This window comes from Paenibacillus agricola (assembly GCF_011440305.1).
GTDB classification, from domain to species: Bacteria; Bacillota; Bacilli; order Paenibacillales; family NBRC-103111; genus Paenibacillus_S; species Paenibacillus_S agricola.
Genome location: NZ_JAAOIW010000003.1, coordinates 467,260 through 491,374 on the forward strand (window position 1 = coordinate 467,260; position 24,115 = coordinate 491,374).

The 24,115-nt window shown below is 46.2% G+C and carries 22 protein-coding genes; all 22 read right to left on the reverse strand.

Going from position 1 to position 24,115, the window contains the following annotated elements; genetic code table 11:
- Positions 1 to 221 precede the first annotated feature (221 nt).
- The 22 genes from G9U52_RS10080 to G9U52_RS10185 all read right to left on the reverse strand — a co-directional run bounded on the left by G9U52_RS10080 (position 222) and on the right by G9U52_RS10185 (position 24,052).
- On the reverse strand, positions 222 to 1,409 hold the full coding sequence (locus G9U52_RS10080; RefSeq protein ID WP_311764842.1) for an alginate lyase family protein: 1,188 nt from the start codon (positions 1,407 to 1,409) through the stop codon (positions 222 to 224).
- 41 nt (positions 1,410 to 1,450) lie between these two features.
- Complete coding sequence (locus tag G9U52_RS10085; RefSeq protein ID WP_166148924.1) at positions 1,451 to 2,482, reverse strand: zinc-dependent alcohol dehydrogenase; 1,032 nt, start codon at positions 2,480 to 2,482, stop codon at positions 1,451 to 1,453.
- Between the two features lie 192 nt (positions 2,483 to 2,674).
- On the reverse strand, positions 2,675 to 3,541 hold the full coding sequence (locus tag G9U52_RS10090) for a helix-turn-helix transcriptional regulator (protein WP_166148926.1): 867 nt from the start codon (positions 3,539 to 3,541) through the stop codon (positions 2,675 to 2,677).
- A 54-nt stretch (positions 3,542 to 3,595) separates the two neighbouring features.
- On the reverse strand, positions 3,596 to 4,072 hold the full coding sequence (gene mscL / locus G9U52_RS10095) for a large-conductance mechanosensitive channel protein MscL (RefSeq protein ID WP_311764849.1): 477 nt from the start codon (positions 4,070 to 4,072) through the stop codon (positions 3,596 to 3,598).
- 278 nt (positions 4,073 to 4,350) lie between these two features.
- Positions 4,351 to 5,022: a YcnI family copper-binding membrane protein gene (locus G9U52_RS10100; RefSeq protein WP_166149500.1), complete on the reverse strand. Its 672-nt coding sequence runs from the start codon at positions 5,020 to 5,022 to the stop codon at positions 4,351 to 4,353.
- Between the two features lie 81 nt (positions 5,023 to 5,103).
- Positions 5,104 to 5,775 (reverse strand): response regulator, encoded by a 672-nt coding sequence (locus G9U52_RS10105; RefSeq protein ID WP_166148930.1) that lies wholly within the window; start codon positions 5,773 to 5,775, stop codon positions 5,104 to 5,106.
- The gene (locus G9U52_RS10110; RefSeq protein WP_166148932.1) at positions 5,775 to 6,602 is read right to left on the reverse strand and encodes a sensor histidine kinase; all 828 of its coding nucleotides are present in this window, start codon (positions 6,600 to 6,602) and stop codon (positions 5,775 to 5,777) included. Before G9U52_RS10110 ends, G9U52_RS10105 begins: the two co-directional genes overlap by 1 nt.
- A 172-nt stretch (positions 6,603 to 6,774) precedes the next feature.
- Positions 6,775 to 10,389, reverse strand: coding sequence for a glycoside hydrolase family 78 protein (locus G9U52_RS10115; protein WP_166148934.1), 3,615 nt, complete (start codon positions 10,387 to 10,389; stop codon positions 6,775 to 6,777).
- Between the two features lie 64 nt (positions 10,390 to 10,453).
- The gene (locus G9U52_RS10120) at positions 10,454 to 13,129 is read right to left on the reverse strand and encodes a CARDB domain-containing protein (protein ID WP_166148936.1); all 2,676 of its coding nucleotides are present in this window, start codon (positions 13,127 to 13,129) and stop codon (positions 10,454 to 10,456) included.
- Complete coding sequence (locus G9U52_RS10125) at positions 13,129 to 14,337, reverse strand: S-layer homology domain-containing protein (protein WP_166148938.1); 1,209 nt, start codon at positions 14,335 to 14,337, stop codon at positions 13,129 to 13,131. Before G9U52_RS10125 ends, G9U52_RS10120 begins: the two co-directional genes overlap by 1 nt.
- Positions 14,338 to 14,665: 328 nt before the next feature.
- Positions 14,666 to 14,941: a hypothetical protein gene (locus G9U52_RS10130; protein ID WP_166148940.1), complete on the reverse strand. Its 276-nt coding sequence runs from the start codon at positions 14,939 to 14,941 to the stop codon at positions 14,666 to 14,668.
- 59 nt (positions 14,942 to 15,000) lie between these two features.
- Complete coding sequence (locus G9U52_RS10135; protein ID WP_243767246.1) at positions 15,001 to 15,309, reverse strand: hypothetical protein; 309 nt, start codon at positions 15,307 to 15,309, stop codon at positions 15,001 to 15,003.
- On the reverse strand, positions 15,306 to 15,644 hold the full coding sequence (locus G9U52_RS10140) for an alpha-helical endospore appendage domain-containing protein (protein WP_166148942.1): 339 nt from the start codon (positions 15,642 to 15,644) through the stop codon (positions 15,306 to 15,308). The genes G9U52_RS10135 and G9U52_RS10140 overlap by 4 nt, the downstream gene beginning before the upstream one ends.
- Before the next feature lie 11 nt (positions 15,645 to 15,655).
- The gene (locus G9U52_RS10145; RefSeq protein ID WP_166148944.1) at positions 15,656 to 15,946 is read right to left on the reverse strand and encodes a hypothetical protein; all 291 of its coding nucleotides are present in this window, start codon (positions 15,944 to 15,946) and stop codon (positions 15,656 to 15,658) included.
- 164 nt (positions 15,947 to 16,110) lie between these two features.
- A complete protein-coding gene (locus tag G9U52_RS10150) occupies positions 16,111 to 16,479 on the reverse strand; it encodes a beta/gamma crystallin family protein (protein WP_166148946.1) in 369 nt (122 codons plus the stop codon).
- 190 nt (positions 16,480 to 16,669) lie between these two features.
- Positions 16,670 to 17,758, reverse strand: a complete 1,089-nt coding sequence (locus tag G9U52_RS10155; protein ID WP_166148948.1) for a YheC/YheD family endospore coat-associated protein — start codon at positions 17,756 to 17,758, stop codon at positions 16,670 to 16,672.
- Positions 17,759 to 17,825: 67 nt separating this feature from the next.
- Positions 17,826 to 18,788, reverse strand: a complete 963-nt coding sequence (locus G9U52_RS10160) for an NAD-dependent epimerase/dehydratase family protein (RefSeq protein WP_166148950.1) — start codon at positions 18,786 to 18,788, stop codon at positions 17,826 to 17,828.
- The gene (locus G9U52_RS10165) at positions 18,785 to 20,116 is read right to left on the reverse strand and encodes a UDP-glucose dehydrogenase family protein (RefSeq protein ID WP_166148952.1); all 1,332 of its coding nucleotides are present in this window, start codon (positions 20,114 to 20,116) and stop codon (positions 18,785 to 18,787) included. Before G9U52_RS10165 ends, G9U52_RS10160 begins: the two co-directional genes overlap by 4 nt.
- Positions 20,113 to 20,952, reverse strand: a complete 840-nt coding sequence (locus G9U52_RS10170; protein WP_166148954.1) for a GT-D fold domain-containing protein — start codon at positions 20,950 to 20,952, stop codon at positions 20,113 to 20,115. Before G9U52_RS10170 ends, G9U52_RS10165 begins: the two co-directional genes overlap by 4 nt.
- 180 nt (positions 20,953 to 21,132) lie before the next feature.
- A complete protein-coding gene (locus G9U52_RS10175) occupies positions 21,133 to 22,014 on the reverse strand; it encodes a glycosyltransferase family 2 protein (protein ID WP_166148956.1) in 882 nt (293 codons plus the stop codon).
- Between the two features lie 2 nt (positions 22,015 to 22,016).
- The gene (locus tag G9U52_RS10180) at positions 22,017 to 23,096 is read right to left on the reverse strand and encodes a glycosyltransferase (protein WP_166148958.1); all 1,080 of its coding nucleotides are present in this window, start codon (positions 23,094 to 23,096) and stop codon (positions 22,017 to 22,019) included.
- Positions 23,093 to 24,052, reverse strand: a complete 960-nt coding sequence (locus G9U52_RS10185; protein ID WP_166148960.1) for a YutH/CotS family kinase-like spore coat protein — start codon at positions 24,050 to 24,052, stop codon at positions 23,093 to 23,095. Before G9U52_RS10185 ends, G9U52_RS10180 begins: the two co-directional genes overlap by 4 nt.
- Positions 24,053 to 24,115: the final 63 nt, after the last annotated feature.

The following is a 24,115-nucleotide window of genomic DNA, read 5'->3' on the forward strand; positions in this document are numbered from 1 at the left end:
ATTAGACGATCCACCCATGATTTTAGTTCAAAGCTGAGGCCTGCTCTTCAAACAGCATCTTTCCTCATTACCTAGTTTACTGTTTTATGGGGAATTCGAAAAGCTTTATCAAGGAATTAACCGCAAGCTCGGCAGGTAACGAACTGTATAAGCTGCAAAAAAGCGACCCTTGTATCCGCCGTGCGCGGAAAGGATCGCTTTATATGTGATCGTGATAGCTTTCACAGCCACAGCAACGGCTGGCGAATAGCAATATTGCGTCGCACTTCTGGGTCGACCGGATCGGGATCAAGGCTTTGCCATAGCTCGATATAAGCAGGCTCATGAAGGGCAAGCCCTGCGAATAAAAGTGCCGGCATCTTCGCTGGCCAGCCTTCGTCGTGCTCGACATCGGGCGGATACGGCCAGGCTGCCTTATTCTCCAGATAAGGAACCAGGAAGCTGAGCCCTTGGCGGATACCCCGACCGTCAGGCAGCGTGTAGCTCCACAGATTATCCTCGGGTGTCGAAAGAATATGGCATAACGTGACCATATTGTCCAGCACGAAAATCGCGTAACCATACGGCTTCGTCCTTGCCAATTCGCGTGGAAAGCTCCCGTCCTGCGCCATCTGTCCGGGAAGCAGCGACTCCTTATAGCGAGCTCTACAGAAGCTTAACATCTGCTCATTACCGGTAAACCATGCGAAAGCCGCAGCCTGCACAAACCAGCATACTCCATGGTTATTATCGGCATTCATTTCCTCGATGCCATTCTCATGAGTGCTCATCCACGTTAAGTAGTCGCTGAACCACAGCTTCAGCCCCTCATATATGGCGGCAGTCAGCGCGGGGGATGGCTTCAAAGCTTCAACAGCAGCCGGAACATCGATCAAATGCAAGGTATCGATTATGCCGATACCTCGGCCGGAGCATATACCCGGAATTGCTTGGGCATACAGCAGATGTGGATTCATCCGGGTCGCTTCATCGAGAAAAAATTCCCGCAAAAGCTGCACAGCTTTTTCCGCATAAGCCTCCTTGCCAGTCACCCTATAGGCTGCTGCCAAATGGGCAATATGGGTTCTCGCAGTGCGCAGCGCCATCCGGTGGCTATCGAAATTATCCGGATTGCTCTCTCCATCACGGCGGATATAAGGAAGCCCATCAACCGTTCCCGGATTCGGCCACCAATAGTCGCCGTTGGAGTAATAATCATGAATGCCCCCAGCGCTCTTCGGGGCTATTGCATCTGTTATATGAATAGGGACTGTTGTCAGCGATGCATCAGCATGCTTTATCATCCAAGCTTTGTCAAACAGTGATAAAGTTTGTCCGCGTTTGTCCTCCAGGCTGCTTATAGCCTTGCGTTCCAGATCGGTCTCAGTTTCGTTCTCATTCTCAGTATGTTTCCCTAAGTTGTTCTTCACATTGTTCCCATCCTTATTGTCTGCCTGAAAGGTTAAGTCCCTCATACGGTCTCGCAATCGATCATCACATGAATCGTATCGCCCTTATGCTCGTTGCGCAGCTTGAAGGCCTCCGCAATATCCGCAAGCTTCACGACATGGGTGATCATTTCCTCTGTGTTGACTAATCCATCTAATACCAGCTGCAGCCCTCTGTCAAAATAATTCCGGTTATCGATATCCCGCTTTGGTTCCGTTGAAAAAATATCAAGCCGCTTTTTATGGATTTTGAAAAAATCAACCGGCTTATGGCAGGTTCCAATGCAGCCGTACATCACAATCCGCCCGTTCTGGGCGGCTGAGTTAATAGCATCCACCATCCCGTCACCTTCGAGCAAACAAGGAATGACGACATCAAAGCCGTCCGGGAAATCCTGGCCCACGATGTCCATCGTATTCGCATCCGGCGATGGGATTTTATACGTATGGGTCGCCCCGTATTTACGTGCCAGCGCAAGCTTCTCATCGAACAAATCCGTCACAACCAGATTGCGCGGGCTGTATAGGCTAATGACCTGGGTCATGACGAGACCACTGACGCCTTGCCCGGTAATCAGCACATTTTTATGCGGCGAAATATCGCCTAGCTCTGCGGTATGGATAATGCCAGGCAATACCTCAATCAACGAGCCTTCGATTAATGGCAGCTGCTTAGGCAGCACCTTAACTGAAAAAGGTGTGCAGCATACATATTCGGCGAATGCCCCCCAGATATAACGTAGCGCTACATGGTCGCCAACCTTAAGGTCTATAACATTCGGTCCTACCTTGTCAATAATTCCAGCCACTTCATGGCCAAGCCGTGTCGGATATGAAACAAATTCAGGCTCGCGTGCCCCGCGGAACACCTCAACATCACTGCCGCAGATGCCGACCCATTTTACCTTTACTCTGACCTCGCCTTCAGCAGGTTCCGGAATCAATGCCCTCTTCAAGGTTATATTCCCGATTTCCTCAACGACTGCGCATAGCTGGGTACCTTCTCCATCGTAGTCGACCAGCTTCATTGGTGGAACTGTCATTTTTCTGACCATGTCGCTATCTCCTCTTTTTCTTAGGTGGTTGATCGTTGCTACCTTTTCATCAAAATTATAGAACAATAAGCGCTACCCGGATATGTCATATCCTCAGCAGTTTTTTAGCAATCCTCAGTTTCTATGCCAAAAAAACCTCCGCAGCGTCGCGAAGGGTTTCATTTTAAAAGACATTGTGAGCTGGTGGGAGTGTCAGTCGTGTTTGACTATCCATTCGTTGGCAAAATCATGCTCCAAAATAATATCTTTGCCGACTTCATTTAACAGGGAGCTACGGTATTGAGAAGGTGACAAGCCCTCACGTTTTTTCAAAAATGTACTAAAATACGGCAAGGACCAGCCGACTTTCCCGGCAATTTCCGTAATCGGCAACGCGGTGAATTCAAGATATTCCTTCGCTTGCTGCAGCCGGATTTCCTGTAAATATTGGATAGGCGTGAGGCCTGTCCGATCACTAAATACTTTAATCAAATAGTTGGGGTTAAATCCAAACCTTTTGGAAAGCCTGTCCAAAGTGATTTTTTCGGCGATGTTAATTTTCATATAGGCGACAATCGGTTCGTTTTCGTCAATATTAGCAAGCACTGTGGAAGGCCCGGCAGGCAATGATGCGTCGTTCAACAGCAGTGAGACCAAGGTGCTTTTAAAGCCTGCTTCGATGCGCAGCGGATGAACCGATTCGGGTACCCTCATCTGCATGAGCGACAATTTGTACCATTGCTTAATCTCGGACAAATCCGAGCCCTGGCATAAACAGCTTGCTTGTACATGGGAAAGTACATCTATAAGTGCCGGATCCAGCAGACGAAATTTGAAGTCCAACGTAAGTGTTTCTTCCGTAAAATGAAAGCTGTGGGTAATGCCTCGCATAAATAAAAACGCCGAGCCTTCTTGTACCACATAGCTCTCTCCTGCGGAGATGACCCGGCCTGCCCCCGAAAGCACAATAAAGAATTGATCGAAGTCGGCATGCTGGTGAGCCTCCACCCGACTGCCTTCGGCATAATCAATCCGTGCCGTCCAGAGCAATTGTAATTGCGAGTCTCTTAAACCATTCATTACCTTTGCCCCTCTATACGCTTATAGAATTATAGCTTGTCCCGTATATTTTTTTTAGTTGGTAAGCTCAGGGCGCCTATCCGATGCCGTCATTTCCAGTCTGGCTGTGCAATATTTACACCGTACTGCCTTTTCGGGAATTTCCGATAAGCATTCAGGGCAATCCTTCGTATTTTTCTTAGGCGCTGGAGGCACCTCTTGTTTTTTGCGCAAGCGGTTTAATTGCTTAACGGAAAAGAAAATGACGAGCGCCACGATTAGGAAATCGAGCACTGTGTTAATAAACAGGCCATAATTAAGTGTAGGCGCGTTAGCCTTTTTGGCTATTTCTAAGCTTTCATATGGAACCCCATTTAAGCTGACGAATAGACCCGAAAAGTTGACCCTTCCTAATAAAAGCCCAATAGGCGGCATAACGATATCATTGACAATGGAAGTGACTACTTTGCCGAATGCACCGCCGATGATAACCCCAATCGCCAGCTCGATCATATTGCCCTTCATAGCAAATTCTTTGAATTCCTTGATGATTTTCGATGCCATTGCTACATTCCTCATTCCAGAGCATTTTTTCTTTATGATACCCGATTTTTCATTTCAGGTCGAGGAAATAAACCTAGCATTCAGCTGAGAAGCGGTTTTAGCAGCCGCAGCTTGGCCACCAGCATTCACCTCCATTCACCTCCATTCATTCAGATAAATATAAAACCTCCGCTCCACTAAGAAAGTGGAACCGGAGGTTTGATTAAAATGATAACATTCACATTAAGACGAATTGGCCGCTGTAAAGCTATGGGAAGATTACGGATTTAACGGTTTGTTTTTCTTTTGGATAAGGCAATAAAAATCGCAATTACACCAAGCGCCAAAGCAACAAGTGACAAATATAGTGGTGTTTGCGAAGGGGCTGGCGCGCTGAGCGCTGGGTTTGCTACCGTACTAGCAGGGGCTGCGCCTCCCGCTGCTGGCGCCGCTGTGGCACCGTGGCTGTCTGTTGATGCTGCGCCAGTTGGTATAGGCGTTACCTTCGTGACCGAAGCTGGCTTCTCGGCTCCTGATGCACCTACCCATTCAACGATAGTGCCATTCTTATAGGTTTGATACGCTTTCCAAACAATCTCAGTCGCGTTATCCGCTACTTTACCTTGCATAAAAAAATCGCTGAATTCTGTTGGGGATAAGCCTTCGCCCGTAGCTGTCCAGGTTACGCCTGTAATTTTATTAGTTGCATCCTTGGCCAATTCATAGTTCCAGCCCGGCTTCGGTTCAAAACGTGAGATCGTGACCGTATCCATTGGGAACTTTATTTCTATCTTCACCGTTGGAGACTCCTTATCCTCTGAAGGTACACGCACAGCAAATTTTTCATAGCTGCCCTGTACCACTGTTGGAGGCTGTACGGTTACATGGGCACTTGCTACCCCGCCCCCAAGCATTGTCAATAATAATCCGGCCATTAGCATTACATTCCATTTTTTCATCATTGATTCGTCCCCTTAAGCATCATTTGTCTTAGTCTTAATGTAAGCTAAGCTAAGGGGAAAAAGCATGACTCAAGTGGGCTATTTATCATTCTTTCTATGGCTGTATTGTGTCAATCCATGGCGAATTGCATAGGCGGTTAGCTGCACACGGTTATCCAGCTCCAGCTTGGCCAATATATTTTTGATATGGTTTTTGACCGTATTTTCTGTAATGATGAGCTGCTCTGCGATTAAGCGGTTGCTTTGGCCACTTGCAACACAGGCCAATATTTCGTATTCCCGTGAGGTAAGCCCGCCTTGCTTAGGCGAACCCTCTGCGTGTACCGGCGCAGAACGGAATAATTGAAATAGCCGGTCTGCCATGCCGCGGGAAATTTCACTGTTATCCTCCAGCAGGCCTTTCAAGTAAAGGAGCCATTCATCGGGATCCATATTTTTCAGCAGATATCCCTGCGCTCCATTCTGGATCGCCGTGAATAAATCAGCGACGTCATCAGATACAGATAGCATAACAATTTTCGTATGGGGATAAAGCTGTTTAATTTTTCGTGTCGCCTCCAAGCCATTCATACCTGGCATTCGAATATCCATCAGCACCAGGTCGGGCAGCAGCTCCTGGCATAGCTGAACAGCTTGCTCGCCATTTGTCGCCTCGGCCACGATCTCAAAGCCCGACTCCGGCTCCAACAGCAGGCGGATCGCTTTGCGTGCAAGCGGATGGTCATCGGCAATTAATACTCGGTAATCCATTAGGTTTTACCTCCTTTTCCACCGGATGCGAACACACTTAGCTCCGTGCCTCCGCTATCAAGCGTGGCAAGCTTAAGCTCGGCACCAAGCTCTGCGGCATGCTTACGCATCAGTTTGACCCCATGCCGATCCGGTTCGCCAAGCTGGCTATTCTTATCATTGATGCCGACACCATTGTCGCGAATGACCAGCAGCCTTATTAAATCAGGGCTACTGGTTAGCTGCAGCTCAATCGTAGCGTGATCGGCTTGCGAATGCTTGCGTATGTTCGTAAACGCTTCGCGAATAATCGCAAATATTTGTACCTCTGTGGTCGGCGATACGCCTTGGTCGGGAATTTCGAGATGCTGCTCAACAGCGATCCCGCTAAGCCCGCTCCATTCTTCCAGCCAGGTAGTTAACCGAGAATCAAAGGTAGCACCATGCTCAGGTGCAGTGCGAAGATTGTAAATCACCTGCCGGAGATGCTGATCGATTTCCGAAACGGCCGATCTTGCTTCTTGCAAATCCCCTTTTTTCAATTGGACGTTTAAGAAAAACAAAATTTGCGCAATATGATCATGAAGCTCCTGGGCCAGCCTTTCGCGTTCTTCATATACGGCGCGGCGGGCTTCCTCAGCAGCCAAACGTTCATTGGTCCGCTCAATACTGCGAAACATCCAGCTGGCAAATAAGTAGGATAACAATAGGGTTAACATCGTAATGTAAACATTCCCAGCTTCCATCGTTAATTCAGACAGTAAAAAGTCATGGCGAATATATTCAAAGCTACCAATAATAATGGGCGGCACCAGAACCGCCAGCAGCTTTAGCTTTCCAAGAGGCATACCGCTCAACTCGCTTTATCAAATTGTTAAAGGCTAGAGCCTATCAGAGTTAGAGAGGATCCTTCCGCACACGGGTGGCTGTAACCCATCGGGGAGCACCGTTTCTGCATCTGAACCCCTCCGTCAATCTCGTCCCTTCCATTATACACTTATCGAGGAGCTAGCTAATAGCCTATTCTTTTCTTACACTGCTTGTAAAGTCGACCCATGGATTACTTACCGTAATCGTGACAGCCGCTATTTCCACATGACCATTGGGCCATACCGCCGTAAATTGAAATGTGTACTCCTTATCAGGCAAGCTTTCAAAATCGTTTCTGAACATCTGTGCTTTCCAAGCTGTAAAATCTGTAGATGCTAAGGGGCTTCTTAGCTCTGTATAGGACATAGCAGCTTGAACCTGCGTAGCAGGCTCATTGGTTAGCGCAGACAGGACAAAAGCCTCACCGGACCAAAACATTTGCGGTGGTCGCGGCCGTTCCTCTTCCCCCGACTTCAGCCGATTATAGGCTTTGCGGTTTAAGTCCCACTGTGCGGTATGGTCGACAAAGCCTTGAATCTGCAAATCACCAACCTGCACCGGCTTGGTTACCTGATCCGATGCCCCATAGGGATCGGTAACGGTTAACGTCACGATATAATCACCAGGATGATGATCCGTCACAGCAGCAGGAATAGCTGCATTAGGCGTCACTTGGGTGGAGCTATAGCCTGGGCCTTCAATTTGCCAGCTGGAGGTAAGCGGATCACCATCGGGATCTGTCGATAAATTTACCAGCACAACCGCATCTCCCTCATATGCTGGCTTAGGCGACCAATCAAATTCAGCTACAGGCGGTCTATTGATATACATCCAAGTCTGTGCCGACCAGCCGGATTCCAAGTCGAACTCATCCCAGACTTTAACTCTCACCCTTAGCTTTTGCCCGTCTGGCAAATCACTTGTGGCCGTCCAGCTGCCGGATGCTGCAGTGGTTCCTTGCCAAAGCTTGGTGCTATCGAGCACCATGATGGTATTGGCTTCATTGGTGATTTGAATTTGAAAATAAGTGAACGTAGGGTTCGGATCAGGGTCCGTTTGGTTCCATGTTATGGTGGGTCTAAATGTGGTCACCCTTGTCGGTGCTGCTTCGGTTCCAGATGGATACGTCATCGTAGCCATTGGTGGTCGGTTGATGTACAGCCAGGTTTGGGCTGACCATGGCGACTCCGAGCCATTTTGGTCCCAGACCTTAACCCGTACCCTGAGCTTCTGCCCTGCTGTGAGGTCACTAGGTACGAGCCAACTGCCAGCTGTCGAGCTTGTCCCCTGCCATAGCTTGCCACTGTCCAAAACCATGACATTATTGGCTTCATTCGTAATTTGGAGCTGGAAGTAATGGAATACCGTTGCTGGATCGGGATCCGTTTGGGTCCAGGTTAAGGTCGGGCGCAAAGTCGAAACGATCGACGGTGCTGCTTGCGTTCCACTTGGGAAGGTCATGGTCGCCACAGGTGACGAATTCGTTGCCATCCATCCCACTTCACTCCAACTGGATGATGCTTCACCATCACTTACCTGCACCTGGACACTGTATTTCTTGCCCAGCTCCAGCAAATTGTCCATCGTCCAAGCCCAATAGGTTAGCGGTGTATCCATGACTTGGTTTTTAATGCACTCGATGCAATTGCCCCATTCATCTTTAATATTCAAATTAAAGGTGCTATATATCGTCCCAGGGTCAATGTCCCCTTGGCTCCATGTAACCGTAGGCTGCAAGGAAACCAAGGTAGGGTTTGCTTGAGTACCTGTTGGGAATGTAAGCTGCACGGTCGGTGGATGGTTAGGTGCAGCAGGGATATCAATATCCAAGGTCTGCTCGTACCAATCACTCCACGCTTTATATTCATCTTGCACAGCCATTGCCACTGTATAGGTGCCCGATTCCAAGGGGCGTACCAATTTGCTGTCAACCCGGTTCCCGCTTGGCGTGATGTAATAAAATTTCTTGGCATAAATGCCACGGGTTGTTGAAAATTCCGGTTGGCAATTATTATGGCTATAGCACCGATCAGGATCAAAGCTATAGTCTACCCAAGTTACAGTACGGTCAACTGGGCTTTGTGCCAATACAAAGTTTGCCAAGGGCCTCCTATGGACTACCAGATATTGCGTGTACCAATCTGAATATTCAGAATAAGGTGCAAGCGCTGCATTGCTCTGGTGAGGGGTATCAGGCACTTGGTAATCTACCTTATAAAGCCCTACCGTGCTAAAGCTTAATAAAGGCCCGCCGACTATCGTAAGCGGCACAATGCCAGACTTGCCATCATAGAAATCCAAAAATTTAGTAGCTGAGATTAATTTGGCGGATAACGGCATATCTATAGCCCTTTGTGTTTGGATTTGGTCATATTTCCAACGCGTGCCTGCATCGAAACGCACATCATTCTCGGGATCGCCATAGGAAGTTTCATATGTGACGGCTGTATCGACAATAGCCGCGCCGGGCGTTTCGAAGCTGCTGTCTGCGTTTGCCCATTGGAATTGTACATTCCTAAATTGGGTTGTAGGTTTTTCCGTGAAAGGACCAAAGCCTCCGTTGGTAAAGCCAGCATCCGTCTTGTTCATGATTAGGTTGCCGTCTTCATAGACCCGGATTCTTCCGTCCGACAACATTACCCTATACGAATGCCAGCTGTCCCCAGTCAGGGGCCGGGTGACAGCCTCCATTTGCGACTTAACGCCATTCACGATCCGCATGAGCTTGATGTCGTCCTTGGTAGCCTCCAGCCTGTACATATTCCGGTAATCTTGCATGCGGAACGCCATGCCAAATAATGTAGGCTTTACGAGGCCAGGATCAAAGCTATATAAATCTGATTTCGCGTCGCCACTATAATACTTGATATCAAATTTCAATGTCATATTTCCCAAGGCACCTAGACTGGGGTTCCAAAGCTGCCCTTTGTATTCGGGGCGCATCGCATCCCTTATCTCCACGTAGCGAGCATATGAGGTGGGGTTAAATGCCCCTGTCAAGTTATTGAAAAGATAATAACCGCCTGACCATGTATCGGAAAGACAAGGAGCCCAGTCCGAATTGCAATACTGGTAAACCAGCTCAAAAGCTCCTAATGTATTGTCTGCGTTAAATGCCAGCCCCGTATGGATGGGATAGAAGGTATAATCGGTATAGGAGAGAGGCAGCGGGAATGACCATAGGGGGGCCCCTGTGTTCCCATCAAGCTTGGTAAAGTAGTTGGTATTGCAAATGGCATACCGGTTCCCATAAAGGTCTGCCCCACCAGTCATTGTCTTGGCAATGCCAGCGCCATTATTTGCGGGGGTAGTGGTGCAGCTTGCAGGGTAATAAGGAGTTGTGATTACCTGCTCCTCTGGGGGCAAGGAGTAAGCCTTGGTGGTTGACCTCCTGTCGAAGTTAAACCTTTGTTTGGGGATATCATTTGTACCATGTATAACAATTGCCTCATTATAGGTTTTGCCAAGCGAATTATCATGCGGATTTGCTGCCCATGTTTTGGGGATAGCGCCAAGGGCAAAATCGGTATTGGTCCAAGCTCCTCCCATAAAATCGGCTGTGGAAAAAGAGGAAACATTCATAGGTTCCGGCTCAGTCGCAATCCCTGTTAATGTAAAGGCAACTTCTGGATTATTATTGATGATTTCTTTAGCGAACTGGGTGGTTACGCTGTCCCCAATGGCTTCCGCTGAAGGCGTAGGAACAAGGGCTATGAGTATAGCCAAGAGCATGGCGACCCATGGTTTGATGCGTTTGCTGTCCAAATGTACCCTCCCTTTGCTGTTTACTGTAAAAGGACGGCTAGCGCCCCTAGCTATCCCTAATTATTTAATGGATGAGGTTGGTAGGCTGCCCGGGAGCTTCGGTTGCCCGAAAGGTCGTATTATATTTCCCTACATGCTCCCCCTTCACCTGGATCGTATTCACTCCTGTTTTGAAGATCCGTAACGTTTCTAATCCTGATGTATAGGGATATTCCCAGCCCATGACCAAAGTATCTTCATCAATTTCAACTGTGCCAGGCTCATTAAAAATCCCGTCATTATTATAGTCATAGGAGAACGACCAATGCCGTTTGACAATCAGGTCTTGGTCGATACTAAAAGCATTACCGATCAAGGTAAAGGTGCCCAGCCCCCGGTCTGAGGGTTGCCTTGTCGCTACATTGTTGCCGACAATGGAGTTGATCGGCGGGATGTCTGGCGCTACAATAACAACCTTATACGCTGTCCCCGTTAAGCCTTCGGTGTCGGTAACAACTAGCGTGACTTGGTAATTGCCCAGCTTGGGCGTTTTAAAGTCTTTGACAACACCCGACAACGGGGCTATGTACTGGATCTCAGCTTGTGTACCGGTTGTTTGCCCAGCAATAGGTGCGATCGTCCAAGCATACGACAACGCTGATCCTTTGGGGCTGCTGCTCCGGCTGCCGGATAGTTCGATCCGGCGGCCTTCTTTCAGCCATCCCCCAACATCGATCACAGCTATAGGTTCAGGTCCAATGACATAAAGTGTCGCACAACCGGTGGCAGCTACTAAGGATTCATTTGTCCCCGTAACACACACCTTATGGCTGCCTTTCTCAGACGCAACGATATTTGTGTATTGGGCTGCTGTAAATGGTGTTGCCCATGCTTTAGCTGCTGGCAAGCCGGAGGCCCAAGGGGATCCATTGTTGAAATTCCATAGCCGCGTCACATTCTCATTCTGGCTATCTGTAATTTTAGGTTTTAAATAAACGTTTGTCCCTTGGATCACATCGGTTACTTCCGCATTTGTGGCGCTATCGTACCAAGATAAGATAACAGTGGGCGCACCGGCTACCTTCACGATTTCGAACGGTTCCGGGCCGATGTTGGAAATGCTACCGCAGCTGTCTTCCACGGTATAAAGGACTGTCACCGTACCGGCATCGATATTGGCAGGGTAGGTGGAGGAACCGCCCATCCCCCAGCCAAAGCCCGTACTGTCTGTGGTGCCAACGATAGTTGCCCAGCCATAAGCGTATTGTTTCGTTCCTTGGGATACCAAGAACCTGCCTTTTTGGGCTGTACAGCCATTGGCTGGGTTGATGAGGGTAACTTGAAAATCGTTAGGGTCCTTCCAATCAATCGTTGGATAATGGACGGTCAAGGTTCCCGTCCATTCGCCGGGGCAAGCCGCCCCCAAGCTGCAGCCTCCGGGTTCTTCCTCTGCTGGATCACAATCGGCTACCACTGTAAATGGAACGGTCTTTAAATTGTTAGTTGTCGATTCTTCATCGAGAGCATTGTCGCTATTAGCGAGTACCGTGATGGACTTTGTTCCTGCTGCTGGGAAGGTATAATTAAAATTGCCATTCACGGTTTCCATCCCTATGCCATTTTGATAGCTGAATGTATGTATTTCCGTACCATCGGCACTAATTTTGACTTTAAATACGGTTGAAGTCGCGGGTCCGGAATTGGAAATTTTGTAGCTGAAGGTAGCGCTGGTTCCTGCTTCGATGCAGGAGGGACCGGTTAAGGACGGTATGCTTAAGTCGGTTTTAGCCGTGGGTGCCGTGGTGTAGGCTACAGCTTCGAGCTTTGGGTATTTGTAGACATAGCCAGTTAGCTTGATTTTCCAGTTGCTGTACCAAGTCAGAACGCGGCCATCGGGACTATCGTCGGGTGGTTCATCCGGATTTGTTGAAAACAGCGTGGTAAAGCTAAACCGGTAGGCCATGGTTGGAATGTCAATATAGTCGGTAGACATTCCGCTTATATTAGCTGCCTTTAATGTACCTGCATCATCCAGTTGAAAATCGCTAGTGTTGAACTCCAGATGTACAGCATCACTTGTATTCATTTTTATGGAGGTATTACTTAATACGCTTAATTCCGCTACAGGCAAGATGCCTTCCCTATAATCATAGGCACTGTCACAAAAGGTTACGGTAGATTCGTATCCAGACGGATACGCGGGAAGGCCATAAGGCATCCCGCCTTTATGTTGTAAGCAAGAGTTTGGTGGTGGAGCATCATATATAGCGTTATCTTTGTTTCTGTAAAAACGATGTGTTAATCCTCCCTCTGCTGCAGGATCATCATAATCAAACATCCAAACTTTTTTGTTGGGATCTCTAAACCATTGAAAGGAGCCAGCATCAAGCGATACATAGGTGGGAGTTCCTACTATGATTTGTCCTTGTTGTGAAATAGGCGCTGCAGCTTTATATTGGTTCCCGCTAACATGGACCATTTCTTGCAAAACCGTATGGGTATTTGCGTCCCTTAACTCTACCTTGGTAATGGGATCCGATGTAGGGTTTATGACCGTGACCTCATTCGGGGTTACACTTTGTTGCTTGGAACCATAGGAGTTGCCGTCAGTCATCGTAAAGAGCATATCCCCATCCTGGTAAGTCACAGCTTGGGGAGCCAGCATTTCAGCAGCTTGAGCTTCACTTGGTTGGAGTACAAAAAGAAAATCTGTTAGGAATAGAGACAAAGCTATGGTTATATATAGGAGCTTTTTCACCATTACTTTCCTCCCAAAGATTTATTGATTACAGATTCAAAAAAAACTGGACTTCCTTTTTCACCCAATCCTTGTGCAGGTCTTTTATAGATACCAAATCCCTCTCCATCTACACCTTTCATCTTGGGAACCAATTGCCCTGTTACTAGCCGTATATCGTGGGTACCTGCGGGCAAAGTGATCCGGCCGAATTTGATATACGGCCCGTCCCCAGCAGATTCTGCATACGGGGTAACATCAAGCAACTGCCCGTCTTTCCCAAAGTTATCGCCTGTGACATACATGTTCCTTACGTCCAAATAAGAGTATAGAAAGCCTGGTAATCGAGTATCGCTTTCCACATAGAAATGATCAAATGATAAGAAGGCATAGGCATTGGCTGGTACATCCTTGGTTGATGTGCGTTCATTACCAATAGCCATGATCCACCTCATATTATCCGGAATTAACTTCCGGTTCGGATCAGTAGGGTCGCCCATATCCACAACGATGTACTTTTCCGTTTCTGAATAATTTCCTTTGCCATCCTCATAGCGAAGCTCTTCAAACTTAAAGGGATTTCCACGTGCAGCCCCCACGCCGAAATATTCAGGAGCCATCGTATACACATTCGTCCGGTGCCAGGCAATCTCAGCGGCAGAAGTTGCGTATTTATCCGTTGGTAGCTTTTCACCGGATTTAAGCTTCAGCATTCGCTCGATAACCGTTATGGCTTGTGCCCTAGTTGTTGGTTCCTCTGCTCCGATCGTTCCTTGGTCGTCCATGCCATTAATAATCCCTTTGCTGGTAGCCAAATACATCCACTTTAAAGCGTCTGTATTCTTCTCCCCTACGCTTCTAACGGCGATCCTTGCCATCTCTTCGCGTGTGATCGGTGTATCGATATCCCCGCTTGTATAGTCCTCGTACATATGTAAGCCGTTCGTTACCGAGGATTGGACAAAGGGTTCATACCATAGAGCTGACGGATTCGGATTGATTTTAAATGACAAAGCCGTAACCGCCAGTTTGATAAACTCGGCACGGCTTATATTTTGTTCGGGTTTAAACGTGCCGTCAGGGTATCCGTCTACATAGCCCTTTGTTATGGCCGTACTAATGCTCTTCCCTGCCCAATGCCCAGTAAGGTCGGTTAAATCTGCTGCATAAGCTGCTGTATGGACTGTTAGGATAGATAAAGCTGTAGCTGCGATCATTATCATTTTTTTCATCTCATTCTCTCCCTTTTATAACGCTATTTTCTATTGACTCTCGTATTTGTTAGAAGGCAACTTTTCACCGGATTTAAGCTTAAGCTTAAGCTTAAGCTTCAATATCCGTTAAGTCACCGTAAGAATTCACAAAAAAAGCACCCCAAACTCAGGTAATAACCCCTTTGAATGGCGGTGCTTCCGACATATACAATATGAAATTATATCTCATAAATCCCATATCTTACCTATATGAATTAGATTATAACGGAATATCGATAATTTTTGCAACAACAAATTATTCGCAAAGTCTACAAAAACTGGTAACAGCCCATACATCATTCCAAAGTTAGTTTTCTTTGTAGCTATCGCCATTGGCTTGTTCCAAGCTTTCCTCAGTCCCTTTAGCATGCCCAGCCTTAAAGCCTTCATCGTATCCGTTATCAAAGCCTTTATTGTACTCAGGATTATAAGAATCTTCTTTATTTAGTGAAGGTTTTTTTCTTTTTAGCACCGTTTTTTTTGTGGTCTCTTTTGGTTTTTTTGTGGTTTTCCTCTTAGTGATAGGTTTGGGAGTGCTGGGTTTGGGGATCGTCCGAAGCTCTTTTTTTTTGATTATCGTCATCTTTCCTGATCTACCTCCTGCCATGTATCTTTTTAGGCTGCTGTTGGTGGCGGTCTGTGCTATTGTTGTTCTATCCGGATTCTTGTAAAAGTTTGGTTCAGCCACGGCTTGCCGTTACGCCCTTGAGTTCTCGCCCGCCGCCGTATGGTAATGCCGGTAATTTTCGCAGTAAGCTGGCGCTGATACTTGGATATTACCTCGATATTGTCAGCCAACTGCTGTGCTGTTTCCTTCGAGTTCGTGCTTACATCCGCTACGGATTCCAGCATATGGGTCAGCGCCCGTTGGCTTCGGGCAAGCGATGTCAAAAGGTGCAGCTTAATAAGTTGCTCTTGATGATAGATCTGCTTCCCAAGCAGGTCTGTCAATTGAAGCCACCACCAGTATTAAATAAATCACCCATACCTCCGCCGCCCATGGCTTCTTCCTCTTCCTTCTCATTGAGAATAATCTTCAGATTCTTGGCTAACGCACTCTCCAACTTCGATAGACCGTCGATAAGCCCAATTAACTGGTCGTGAACAGCCATCGTTTCCTTCACTTGCTGGGCATGATCCCCATAGGCAGAAATATCCAGGCTATTGCAAATCCAACCGCGCGACTTGTCTGCTTCAATAGCCTTCGCTTCCAAAATAAGAGCAATATTTAATTGAATCTTTGCTGCTGCTGTCAACATTCGGTTAAACGATTCTGGTCTGCTCACAGCATCACCTCCTACTCATCCCCAGGCTGATCAGTCATTTCCTTCATAACGCAGCTAAGATTTTCCGCTAAAGCGTCTTCTAAATCTGCTAAGCTATTCAAATAGGAGGTAATACTCTTGGTAACAAGAAGAGAATGCTCCATCAGTGACTCAATTTCTCCCATCCTTGCGTCTGCTTTTGGGATTTGTTGATTGAGCAGCGATATATGAACAGCAACATGGCGCTTAGCCTCAATAATATTGGCCACCTGCTCTTGCGAGTCAGCCATATAATGAACCATTTTTGTAATTTGATTTTGCACCCATATCCCCCTCCCCTCCCTTGAAGTCAGTCCCTCATGTAACCTATGCTACAGAATCGTAGAAAGTTACTCATATTTAGATCGTTCTGACATTATAAGATTCCTTCCAAAGAAAAACCCTTTGGCAGCGTTAACAGAAGTTAACCTTGCCAAAGGGCAAAGAGTTACTGACGGATTTCTAAGATGTTTGTTGGTGCTACTCCTGTGGATCGGATGTTGTCAATTTGGGCATTTGTCAGGATTCGGCCGACAACGATTAGCGATTCGGTTTCATTGTTGAAATTACCTAGGTTGGCTACGCTCTGGCTACCACGAAATACTCGGAAACTGCCTTGGAAATTATTACGGGAGAAGAGAACCAGTGTGACCAAGTTCCGGTTTACAACATTTTGCAGGCGGAAGCTGGAAAGTTCCTCGTCGAAACGGAGTGCATTCATGTTCCTAATCGCTACTCCACCTCGTGTGAATCGAATCCGTCTGCCACCAAAGTTATTGTCTTCAAAAATGGACAATCTGACATCTATATTGGCCAATAAAACTACCTCCCTACTTGTGATACAACATCATATGAAGTCAACCTTTTAATTGACATGGACAAGTGACTTAAAGCCATCCACCCTAAATTTGCAATGGAATCTGTGCAGCAATTTTAGCATAAAAACGACCCAAACCCGTTTGTAGAAAGGGTTCAGGCCATCTTGTTATTCGAATAAATTAATCCACTTAGCCAGAACCATTAAGTTGCTGCTGATGCTGGTCCTCACGCTCATTGAGCTGTCCGATTAAATAGGCTGCATAATTAACGGGGGCAGAATAACTCGACTGCCATGTCTCCTTTTCTCCGGCATCGCGGAACGTAACTCGCATGTCGCGGAAATTGGCCTCGATAAACCAAGGATGCTGTTGTTCGTCCACGGCAATGTCCAATCCGAGATCGGCAATTTGGGACAGCTCCTTGTCAAGCGTCTGTACAATACGCAACCCTAGCTCTACGACTTTCCTTTCGATTTCAGCTCCATCCCAGCCCCAATGGGCAAACAGTTCCGAAGCCTTCATCGATGTTCCACCACAGTGGAGATTGGTGACGATGGCCCCTTTTTTCGCCACCTTCCCGACCATTCCTGTATACTGCCAGCAACCGCTGCCGTTCTTTTGCATGGACACGCGGAAATCGACCGGATTTCCCTGGTATGGCATTAGAGAAACTCCCTGCTGTACTAAATATCGACGTTTCTTCTTTCTAACGATATCGATAATCTGATCGATACTGACCTTTTTTCGCAGAGTTCGTCCGAGAACGTTGATTTCAGCGATCATGTTGTTGTCCTTTTTCCGTATGCGGATAATTCCGTCTCCCACGGAGGCCGTTCTCGGTTTGAGAAACAAGCTGGTGTTTTCCCCAAAAAGCTGTTCCACGGCATGATGCGTCACTGATGAGGTTGCAGGTAGATGAGGGAGCAGCATAGGATTTTTGACCAGAATGTTGTGAATGTCTAATTTGGAGACAACGTTTTGTTCGTTAAAAATAGTTTTACCCATCTGTTTTAACCGGCAGATCGTGTTTTTGTAGTGGAATGTATTCGTCCTCGTTCGGTTTATGATGACTTGGGGTAGTACCTTTTTTAAGCGTACTCGCTTTGTTCCGTCCCAGCCCCAGACCGTACCCCTTTTCCAATTGATATCATATACTGAAAAGAATACAATTTCTTCACCTGCCTTATGAGCGGCCTCCACATAAAAAGCAGGCTTTTCAAAGCTTTTTCCGTTGATCATTCTGTTTAACGTCCGAGCGCTATATAGAATTCCGATCATCCTGTTCCTCCGATCCCCCTTGCTATTCACCAACCTATAGCAAGATCAATTGAATGGCCGAACTCGTCTATCCATGTTCCTTTGTCGGTTGGTAAAGTCCGGAAATGTAGCTCCATTGCTCCGCCATTCCTTCGTCGAGTGAGAAGGCTGGACTATACCTAAGCTCCGCACGGGCTCGCGAAATGTCGGCGCTTGTGGCAAACGGATCACCAGGCTGTTCGGGTAAATAAGTGATCTGCAGCTTCTTTCCCGATAGACGCTCAATTTTTCTTACTACATCATTGACCGATGTGGTCTCAATTCCGCCAACATTAAACACAGATCCATGCCGACTGTAGTTCATCGCGCTAATATTAGCCTGGATTAGGTCGATGACATAGGTGAAATCGCGTTTTTGCTCACCATTTCCATAAATGGTTAAAGGTTGGCTTAGCAGCGCCGCCTTCATAAACTTATGAAAACCCATGTCGGGGCGCTGCCTTGGTCCATAAACCGTGAAATATCTTAACGCCGTGTATGGCACCCCAAACTGTTTATAATAAATATAACAAATCTGCTCCCCGGCTAATTTGGTCAATCCATACGGGGATATTGGCCGGGTAGGGGAATTTTCGGTACTGTATGATCCCGTCCCTCCACCATAAACGGAGGATGAGGAGGCGTAAATTAGCTTTTTTAGTTTTGAAGAATTTTTACACGCTTCGAGAATTTTTTGCGTCAGCAAAACGTTAGCCTGCAAATAGTCAGCGAAGGATGGGCCCCAACTGTTTCGTACGCCAGCTAAACCTGCTAGGTGAAACACAACATCAGCCTCGTGGACGAAACCCTCCAAATCTACGCTAAGCAAGTCGGCAGCAAGCCATTCAAACTCAGGATGCCCCATGATTTTCTTTAGGTTGTCTTCTTTGATGCTCCGATAGGGGCTGTGTTCAATCTGATCAATTCCTCTGACATGATAACCGAGACTCAGCAGCGCTTCACTTAAATGCGACCCAATAAAGCCTGCTGCTCCAGTAACCAGAATGTTCATTTCTGCTCACCTCTTGCAACACCAATATAATGCCAGCCATTGCTGCGCATTTCCTGCGGGTTGAGATAGTTTCGTCCATCGAATATATAGGCGGATTCGACCTTGTTAGCCCACTTCTTCCAAGGATAATTAGTAAATTGAGGCCATGGGGTAGTCAGCAGCACCATATGAACCCCGGTCGCCGCTTCGTCCTGTTCTGTGACTATCTTGACCCTCTGCTTTCCACTATCGTCAAACCCTTTTGTCCAATACATTTGTTCCAGAGTAGTGACGGTCGGATCCATAACTCTAATTTCTTCAACCCCTTTAACTAACAGCCTTTCAATAATCCGAATGCCTGGGGATTCGCGTTGATCATCAGTGTCTTCCTTGAAGGTGACACCAAGCACAAGCACCCGCTTTCCTCCCAAATTCATCTGTGATTCTATTTTTTGAATAAACCAATCTATTTGTGTATCATTGATATGCTTCACTTGCTTAAGAATACTTAGATTTGCATCCTTTTGCTGCGCCAGATGAAGAAGCTCGTCAACATCTTTAGGGAAGCAGGAGCCGCCATAACCGATGCCGGCGTACAAGTGATGCGGCGAAATGCGCGGATCCAATCCCATACCTCTCGCTACACCTATAATATCCGCCCCGACCTTATCGGCTAACCGGGCGATTTCATTGATGAATGATATTTTTGTGGCCAAAAATCCATTGGAAGCATACTTAATCATCTCAGCCGTTTCATAATTGCAAATAAAATAAGTGGTTTCCAGCGTTGCATACAGCTGCTTCACCTTTTCGATAGCCGCACTATTCTCTCCACCCAACACCGTCCGGGATGGATTAAGCGAATCATGCAGAGCTACACCCTCGCGTAGAAATTCAGGATTTGAAATGACCTCGATTGGGTACTTATTCGTATCGATTTTCTCTTCCAATTGTCGCTTCATCCAACGGTTAGTGCCAACAGGCACCGTGCTTTTAGTAACAATAATTTTAGGTTCATTAATATGCATGGCAATGGCATCCAACACTTTCCCTACATACGTTAAATCGGCTCCACCGTTTAAGTTTGAAGGAGTACCTACCGAAATCATTAAAATTTCGCTGCTCATTATAGCGGGTTGACTATTGGATGTAAAAACAATTCGTCCGGCCTTCAGCTGCTTAGTAAGCAATTCATCCAGGCCAGGTTCAATGAACGGCAGCTTACCCTCGTTTAACTTGTCTACTTTACAGCTATCGATATCATAACCAATAACGTCATGGCCTAGTTCGGCTAATACGATTGCTGTCGTTGTACCAACATATCCGGAACCAATGACAGTGATTTTCAAGCTTCTTCCTCCTTTATTTCACAGGTCTCCGTTGCACTAAGCAGCACACATTGATTCTCAATAGCAATAGGAAGCACTGGATCTTGGGGGGCTATGTTCGGGTTCCATGGCTTGACTTTTCGATTCCCTGTTACCATAAATACCGCGGATTTCCCAAAATCAATCGCTATCCTCCCCTGCTTTTCAGCCAGCTTCTGTGCTAATATTACGGCATTTACACCCGCAGAAATAAATACAATGTCACACTTCACCGACTCCATTTGGCGCAGCACCTTTGGAATTTCATTATAGCGATCAATTCGGATTGTCCTGACTACTTCAATGTCAAATCCTCTGTATTTCGTGCCTACCAGCTTTTTAAACCGATCCGCCCAGCGGGAAATAATAACTACTCTTTTGCCGTTCAGCAGCTCCCAAAATTCCTGCTTCTCGACCATATGCCGATTAATGAACGTGTGACAAAGCTTTTCGGGAACAATATCGAATCTTTGGAAGCAAGCGTCCGTTAAACGGCGCAAATGTTGTTGATGCTCTGCCAATATTTCCATGTCCTTAGAGTAAGGAATACCGACAATGTCCGCTTTCTTGATCGATTTAATCAATCTGTCACGGAGCTCAACGTTCGGTAATCGAACCCCTTTCCTGTTCGTGCTGCGTGACAGTTTCGCCCAGCGTGTGGAAAGCACCCTACGTATCGACCACACTTTATATTGGGCAAGGCAAATGTTTTCCCCATCACCGACACGAACTACAGAAAGAGGTCTGTTCGCTTCCATTGCTTTCCTGACCTCATCAATGACATCCAACGTTGTTAACCATTTTTTGTCTTGTTCCATATAGTTTCCTCGCTATTCTGTAAGTGAGAGGGAGTAAGGCGCATAACCCGGCCTTTTCCCTCTCCACATCGGTAGCTATTCCATTGCTTTATATGCTATGTGGCAGCCATATCATATGATACGGGGTATCTGTCCATTTAAGCAGACAAACACGACGGGTAAGTGTATTTTAATGGAAACTCATCTTTTTCTTTTTATTAATTTGCCTACTTTTAATCGACCGTTAACCCAGACGAATTTTGCCTTATACACGTTTCCCCATCGTTTTAATGCTCTATTATATAGATATCTTGTCACGTTGGCATATTTATGCCGGTTCTTTGATCTGGAGATATTGTTGCTGTGGTTCAACCGGTTATATAGCGATTTATGCGTCGCTTTAAACTTATAACGTCCCGCCAGCTTAAGTAAAATTTGTCTATCCTCCGCAAATCGACCTCGTTGTGGTACTTTTCTCGACCAGCCGCCAACAGCCCGAAGTGCTTTGGTCCGGTAAAAACGCGGGTAAATCATGGGATGGAATTTGATAAAATCATACTTCCCCCGAATACTACGCTTTTTCTTTGTTTCTAAATATTTAATTTTCCCGCCCCTCTTCGCTTTCCAAACCCTTTCGTGACCGTATACGACAGCAACCCTTCTGCTTGATCTTTTCATCTTTTTCAAGCACGTTTCGAGCGTGTTCGGCTCATACCAATCATCTGCGTCCAGCTGGGAAAAATATTTGGTATCCACCAGCTTCAATGCGTGGTTTAGCGTGAAGCAAACACCTCTGTTCTTCTTAAGCCTTACATACCTGATTCTAGGATCGCTTAAATAACGGCTGATAACTTTCTTCGTACCGTCCTTCGAGCCGTCATCCACAATGAGCATCTTCCAGCGTTTGCAGGTTTGCCTCAATACGCTTTCAATGCCCCGTCTTATATACTTCGCCCGATTATAAGTGGGAATGACAACAGTAATTAGAGGATTGCGATGTTTCATTACCGTTAACTCCTTCTCGACAGGATCCTCATTTGTCGTTTCGTTTTGGTATTTGTTTCCATCTTCATTTCCTGCCATGTTTATCTTCGTCCTTTCCTGATTAACTGACGATATATAGATTCCAACTTTCGCACCTGTTTGGCCGAGTTAAAATTTCGTACTATTTTGCTACTTCCTTTCCTCCCCATTTTTTTTCGCAAAGACGGGTTTCCCACTAATTGCTTTAATTTTCTTGCGAGCCCTTTCACGTCTCTCTCACGTACCAATAGTCCTTGCTGGCCATTAGTAACCAACTCAGGAATGCCGCCATGGCGTGTAGAAACGATAGGAAGCCCCGTTGCCATCGCTTCCTTGATTGCGTTGGGGATGCCTTCCTGATTACCTTCAATGGTAGTTACGCTTGGAAGGCAAAAGATGTCCGCTTTTCTGAGAAGGGCAGCCATTTGGCTATGTGCAACGAGCCCCCTCAAACGAACATGTTTTTTTAATTTTAATGATGAAATAAGACGCTTTAATTCCCTCCGTTGCTTTCCCTCACCTACGATAATAAGACGGCTGGAAGGATATTGGTTATGCACCTTTTTGAATGCCCTAATTAAATAGTGAAACCCTTTCTTCTTATGCAACCGCCCGACCGAAATGATGACATTGGCGTTTATTTTGGGGGCTCGCTCTGTATAAAAAAACCTTTTGAGATTGATCCCGCTGTACATAATTTTAATTTTACGCCGTGGACATCCCCAACGGATGAGCTTCCGTTTCATATGATGGGACGGAACCGTAAATTTATCGCCCTTTCTGAAAAGCATCGGCAGCCGCCGGTGATAAGATTTTCGCCTGTTTCGTTTCGTAGGCAAATCAAATCCATGAAATGAAGTGAGCATGGGAATGCGCAGCCGCCGCTTCACATTCATCAAACGTACCCCCGCGTTTCCGAAACGAGCATGGATGAGTTTGATTTTTCTTTTCTTGAACGCTCGAGCGATGGCTCCCAAACCACGAGGCAATTTTTTTATCCTTGGAAAAGGAAAACGTTTTAAGTTCATTTTTTTTCGAGCAAACACGATTGGCTTGAAGCTTTTAATATTTTTCAACTCTTCATAAATGAATGTTTCAGACGGGGGAAGGTAACGTGTGCGGACAAATGCGATTTTTTTCATAGTTGCCCCTCCATTTCATGACCTTTCTGCTTAAAATAATTCTGATAAACACATATTGCTTTATCCTTCTCCCTCTTGATCTGCTTTTTAATGATTTGAGCGCTCTTTTTTTTGTATATTTTTTTGCGCAGCATTCGTTCGAATATATGTGGAAAAAGCATGTCAATATAGACAAGATTTTTCACTTCGGGGGAAAGCGGATTGTTGCGTTCATACGTTTTCATCATGTAGATAAATTCCTTTTTGTTAAATGGCGTATATTTCTTATACATACTGAAAATGCGCAACAAGTCTTTAGAGGGAAGATCGTACCTTACATCCTCAAAATCAATCATCGTCGGTTTGCCAGTGCCTTTCCTGTAAATGACGTTACAATGATGCAGGTCACCATGTACTAAGCTTTCGCAGGTATACACCTTTCTAATATCATGTTCGTAACTGGCACTCGCCTTTCTTAGTCCTTTTAACGCCTTTTTTGCAATTTTACAAAAAAAAGGGATATAGTCTTTGATGATATCATCTATTGGGGTTTCCGAATTCTTGTGTTTACGAAGCCAGTGTTTCATCGTCTGTCTACGTTGTTCATATTCTTTCCAACGATCAGGGGGTGCTTCAATTTTTATATGGGGAGGAAATATTAAAGAACGGGAGATATGATGAAATTTGGCCATCATCTTAACAATGGCTCCAAGGTGATCTGGGTGATGCAGTTGCGCTTGTTTACCGTCAATCCATTCATATAAAACATAAGGTGCACCTTTGTAAATCATGCTCAGCTCACCATTCAGAGTCGGTATAGGAGCGGCCACTTCCAACCCCTTTTGGACTAACATCTGCTCCGTTTGGGTAATAAACTGCTGCCGATCGGGCGTTAGAAATAAGCTTTTGAGTGCATACTCTAAGTGCTTCTCCGTAACAAGCCGAACGACTAAGCTTGATTTTTTATCGTCCTTCAATACATCCCATGCCTTGATGTGGAACCCGTATTCACTTTCTATCCGCTTTTTTAGCTGATCCAC

Bases quoted from the DNA above. Each gene is read 5' to 3' on its own strand.
- G9U52_RS10130 (WP_166148940.1), bottom strand. From the start codon at position 14,941: ATGACGATAATCAAAAAAAAAGAGCTTCGGACGATCCCCAAACCCAGC.
- G9U52_RS10125 (WP_166148938.1), bottom strand. From the start codon at position 14,337: ATGAAAAAAATGATAATGATCGCAGCTACAGCTTTATCTATCCTAACA.
- G9U52_RS10175 (WP_166148956.1), bottom strand. From the start codon at position 22,014: ATGGCAGGAAATGAAGATGGAAACAAATACCAAAACGAAACGACAAAT.
- G9U52_RS10085 (WP_166148924.1), bottom strand. From the start codon at position 2,482: ATGGTCAGAAAAATGACAGTTCCACCAATGAAGCTGGTCGACTACGAT.
- G9U52_RS10105 (WP_166148930.1), bottom strand. From the start codon at position 5,775: ATGGATTACCGAGTATTAATTGCCGATGACCATCCGCTTGCACGCAAA.
- G9U52_RS10160 (WP_166148950.1), bottom strand. From the start codon at position 18,788: ATGAACATTCTGGTTACTGGAGCAGCAGGCTTTATTGGGTCGCATTTA.
- G9U52_RS10120 (WP_166148936.1), bottom strand. From the start codon at position 13,129: ATGGTGAAAAAGCTCCTATATATAACCATAGCTTTGTCTCTATTCCTA.
- G9U52_RS10090 (WP_166148926.1), bottom strand. From the start codon at position 3,541: ATGAATGGTTTAAGAGACTCGCAATTACAATTGCTCTGGACGGCACGG.
- G9U52_RS10170 (WP_166148954.1), bottom strand. From the start codon at position 20,952: ATGGAACAAGACAAAAAATGGTTAACAACGTTGGATGTCATTGATGAG.
- G9U52_RS10110 (WP_166148932.1), bottom strand. From the start codon at position 6,602: ATGCCTCTTGGAAAGCTAAAGCTGCTGGCGGTTCTGGTGCCGCCCATT.
- G9U52_RS10180 (WP_166148958.1), bottom strand. From the start codon at position 23,096: ATGAAAAAAATCGCATTTGTCCGCACACGTTACCTTCCCCCGTCTGAA.
- G9U52_RS10155 (WP_166148948.1), bottom strand. From the start codon at position 17,758: ATGATCGGAATTCTATATAGCGCTCGGACGTTAAACAGAATGATCAAC.
- G9U52_RS10100 (WP_166149500.1), bottom strand. From the start codon at position 5,022: ATGAAAAAATGGAATGTAATGCTAATGGCCGGATTATTATTGACAATG.